This window comes from Lacimicrobium alkaliphilum, from assembly GCF_002591895.1.
Classification (GTDB): Bacteria; Pseudomonadota; Gammaproteobacteria; order Enterobacterales; family Alteromonadaceae; genus Lacimicrobium; species Lacimicrobium alkaliphilum.
This window is the reverse complement of sequence record NZ_NISX01000033.1, coordinates 1-3,874: the sequence shown is the minus strand read 5'-3', so window position 1 is coordinate 3,874 and position 3,874 is coordinate 1. Positions and strand designations below refer to the sequence as shown.

The 3,874-nt window shown below is 47.0% G+C and carries 3 protein-coding genes and 4 tRNA genes; all 7 read left to right on the top strand.

What is annotated here, in order from left to right:
- Window positions 1-376 precede the first annotated feature (376 nt).
- The 7 genes from murB to CDA54_RS19205 all read left to right on the top strand — a co-directional run bounded on the left by murB (window position 377) and on the right by CDA54_RS19205 (window position 3,793).
- Window positions 377-1,366 carry a UDP-N-acetylmuramate dehydrogenase gene (gene murB, locus CDA54_RS19235; protein WP_099036667.1) on the top strand — a complete coding sequence of 330 codons (990 nt, stop codon included), beginning with the start codon at window positions 377-379 and terminating at the stop codon, window positions 1,364-1,366.
- The gene (gene birA, locus CDA54_RS19230; protein ID WP_099036666.1) at window positions 1,363-2,340 is read left to right on the top strand and encodes a bifunctional biotin--[acetyl-CoA-carboxylase] ligase/biotin operon repressor BirA; all 978 of its coding nucleotides are present in this window, start codon (window positions 1,363-1,365) and stop codon (window positions 2,338-2,340) included. The genes murB and birA overlap by 4 nt, the downstream gene beginning before the upstream one ends.
- On the top strand, window positions 2,321-3,055 hold the full coding sequence (locus tag CDA54_RS19225; RefSeq protein ID WP_099036665.1) for a type III pantothenate kinase: 735 nt from the start codon (window positions 2,321-2,323) through the stop codon (window positions 3,053-3,055). The genes birA and CDA54_RS19225 overlap by 20 nt, the downstream gene beginning before the upstream one ends.
- A gap of 137 nt (window positions 3,056-3,192) precedes the next feature.
- A tRNA-Thr gene (locus CDA54_RS19220) sits at window positions 3,193-3,268 on the top strand.
- Between the two features lie 7 nt (window positions 3,269-3,275).
- Window positions 3,276-3,360 (top strand) — tRNA-Tyr (locus CDA54_RS19215).
- Between the two features lie 274 nt (window positions 3,361-3,634).
- Window positions 3,635-3,709 (top strand) — tRNA-Gly (locus CDA54_RS19210).
- Window positions 3,710-3,717: 8 nt separating this feature from the next.
- Window positions 3,718-3,793, top strand: a tRNA-Thr gene (locus tag CDA54_RS19205).
- Window positions 3,794-3,874: the final 81 nt, after the last annotated feature.

Below are 3,874 nucleotides of genomic sequence, written 5' to 3'. Positions count from 1 at the left end.
AATTATACAAAAGCCCCAACCAGAAGACGGTTGGGGCTTTTTTGTATAAGCGCTATCGCGCAATACTAATCTCGCAGTCAACCTTCACGAAGTGGATTCCCAGCCCCTCGCAGAGCTTGGGTCGTTCAAACGGCAGGAACTTCGTTCCTGAAAGCCCCGTTTTCACCCCCATGTGAGAGTACCTTGTAGGTCGGGACTTCAGTCCGACGCTGTCAATATCTCGCGCAGAGACGCTGAAATTTTAAGCGAATAAAAGAATACGCTGCGCCTTTGCGAGAGAAAATGTACCCCGTATATAGATGATAAGAGATAAACGCTCGACCTCGTCTGCGTGGTTACTTAAACTATCGGGATTACACACCGAAGAAGTGCATTTTTGATTAACCTTGCCCCATTACATACTTTTGGCTTTAGCAGCAAAGCGACAGATTTACTTTGTATTGATGATTTGACATCGATACCTGAGCTCGATCACAGTCCCTACTTTATCCTCGGAGAGGGTAGTAATACCGTATTCCTAGAGGACTATCAGGGGACCATCTTAAAGGTGGCTCTGAGTGGTGTGAGTGTTAAGGAGACTGATAAGGAGTATCAGGTAAGAACAGCTGCCGGTGAGAACTGGCATAAGTTGGTAGTTACACTTTTAGATAAGGGGATTTTCGGCACCGAGAATCTGGCCTTAATACCAGGTACAGTGGGCGCTGCACCGATACAGAATATCGGCGCTTATGGTCGTGAATTTGCCGATTTTTGTCATAGTGTCGAAACGATTAACCTTGATACCGGCGAGATCGACATACTTTCGGCCAAGGATTGTCAGTTTGCCTATCGGGACAGCATCTTCAAAAGCGCGGCTATGCCCCGAACCCTGATTACCCATGTTAATCTGAGGTTTGCAAAAGACTGGCAAAGGGTCACCAACTATGGCGAACTGCAACAACTGCCAGGGGAGCCCGGTGCCAAAGAGATCTTCGCGAAAGTGGTGGAAATAAGAAAGAACAAATTGCCCGACCCGGCTCAATTTGGAAATGCGGGGAGTTTTTTCAAAAATCCCTATATCAGCCAGTCTTCATACAGCGATTTAAAAAAGCGTTGGCCGGCAATCCCCGGTTTTACAATCAATAGCGGGATAGTAAAGGTTCCGGCAGCATGGTTTATCGATACATTAGGCTTCAAGGGCAAAGTTATAGGAGGAATCATATGTCATCAGAATCAACCTTTGGTACTGGCAAACTATAACAATGGTCAACCCGCTGAACTGTTGACGCTGGCCAGAGAGATAAAACGGGCTGTGAAGAAGGAATTTGATGTTGAATTGGAAAACGAAGTCCGGTTAATGGGGGCTCAGGGCCTGATTACGTTATGAGTCGAACCAGTGAAATAACCAGAAACCAAATACTCCTGTACCTTGCAGACGGTGAGTTTTATTCAGGCGAGATGTTAGGGCGCAAACTCGGAATATCCAGAACAACAGTGAGCAAGCACATTCGTGCTCTATCAGAGCTGGGCCTGGATATCTTCACGGTGACGGGTAAGGGCTACAAACTCGCACGTTTATTGCAGCTAATGGATCAGCAGCAGATAAAAACATTTCGTAAGATTCATAATGCTCCGGTTCAGCTACTGAACGTGGTGGATTCTACGAATACCTACCTGAAAAATACATCAGGATTGCATAAAAACGGAGGGTGTTGTCTCGCGGAGGCTCAGACAGCGGGCCGTGGCAGACAGGGGCGAAGATGGATTTCGCCTTTTGGTGCAAGTCTGTACCTATCTATGTATTGGGGATTTCAGGGGGGGTATCAGGTACTCGGAGGGCTCAGCCTGGTAATCGGTGTTGCAGTTGTGCGTGCACTTAAAGCATTTGGCGGTATTTCAGCCCAGCTGAAGTGGCCAAATGATGTCTATCTTAACGGTAAGAAGTTGGCTGGTATTCTGGTGGAAATAGAAGGCCAGCTAGATGATGTTAGTCATTGCTATATCGGTGTTGGTCTGAATATTCAAATGCCTACTGACCCTGCTAGTGCAATCGATCAACCATGGACGGACCTCTACACGGAGATGGGTTCCCAGGTGAACAGAAATCAATTGGCGTCAACCCTGTTGGATCATCTCTATCAACTCCTGCATTTATTTGCGGAACAAGGGTTGACCCCATTTCTAAAAGAATGGCAAGCCTACAATCTCTTTCAGGATAAATGGGTGAAAATGCTTTGCGGTCCGAAGGATTTCAGTGGTCAGTGCCGGGGAATCAATGATCAGGGTGCACTATTGGTTGAGACCGGCAAGGGTATGCAGGCATTCTATGGAGGTGAGATAAGTGTCAGAGCGCATTCCTGAGTATTTGTGCCTGGATATTGGTAACAGCAGAGTAAAGTATGCCATGGTCACAAAACGTGAGGTGACTGATACCGGTATCCTGACTGATCAGAATCATCTTCAACAGCTGCTGGTAAAGTCAGAAGGGGTATATATCGCATCTGTCGGACAGACAGAGTACGTGGCTGAACTGATCAAAGTGATTCAATCATCAAATTGCCGCTATGAGTTGTTGAGCACTAGTACTCAGGTACAGGCCATTGCCGTTGCATATAACAATCCAGCAAAGCTGGGTTTGGATCGCTGGCTGGCAATGTTGGGGGCACGCAGGTTCTCAAGTCGCCCCTTTGCTGTACTGGATATTGGTACGGCGATTACATGTGATTTTGTTGATGTTGGGGGGCAGCATTTGGGAGGTTGGATTTGTCCAGGTATTCAGTTAATGCGTCAGAGTCTGGCGAAAAATACGGCCCGGGTTACCACTAATCAGCAGCAATGGTATGTGGGCGATATCGGCAAAGACACTGAAGAATGTGTGGATAGTGGGTGTCTGGTTATGGCCAAAGGCATTATTGACAGAGCAGATCTGTGGATGAAAAATCAGTTTTCTGACTATGATTTGTTTATTTGTGGTGGTGACTGTGACCTTTTATTGCCTGAATTTGTATCAGGAATACGGCATATACCTGATATTATTTTTTATGGAATGATGCAGTTCATTAGTGAAAAGGCTTAAATCCAATCCGAATTGCTGCGAAAATAGGCAGTGTTGGGTGCAAATTAAGCAAACGGGCCAAAACCTAAGATTTTTTGTAATTTTGCTATTGCGCATGGCAAAACGATACTCTAGAATTCGCACCCACTTGATGCAGTGCCGGCTTAGCTCAGTTGGTAGAGCAACTGACTTGTAATCAGTAGGTCGCCAGTTCGACTCCGGCAGCCGGCACCATCAATCTGGAGGGGTTCCCGAGTGGCCAAAGGGATCAGACTGTAAATCTGACGGCTCAGCCTTCGCTGGTTCGAATCCAGCTCCCTCCACCATATTTTCAGGTATGAGCATGACGCTTGTATCGGTGAGAGACTTGAGATTACTGCCAGCGAAGCTGGTTCGACAAATTTGTCGGGAACAAATTTGAACATCGGAGGAACGACGATGGCCCTAAGGGCGAAGGACAGGAGTCCGAAGTAATCCAGCTCCCTCCACCATATTTCTAGTGTGAGTCTATAGGCTAGCACTTAGGGCGGCAGAAAGACGCGTTCAGTCTTGACGTCCATCAAGGTTCTTGGGATGAGGTGGCCTCAAGAGATAAGGAACGCGGGCATCGTATAATGGCTATTACCTCAGCCTTCCAAGCTGATGATGCGGGTTCGATTCCCGCTGCCCGCTCCAATTACAGTGCTGATATAGCTCAGTTGGTAGAGCGCACCCTTGGTAAGGGTGAGGTCGGCAGTTCGAATCTGCCTATCAGCACCACTTCTCTCCCCAGCTCATTCTGCATAAAAGTAGTTTAAATCCAATCCATGCTGGGGGAAAAATGGCAAAAGAAAAGTTTGA

Coding starts and splice junctions, on each gene's coding strand:
- birA (WP_099036666.1), top strand. CDS start 1,363: ATGAGTCGAACCAGTGAAATAACCAGAAACCAAATACTCCTGTACCTT.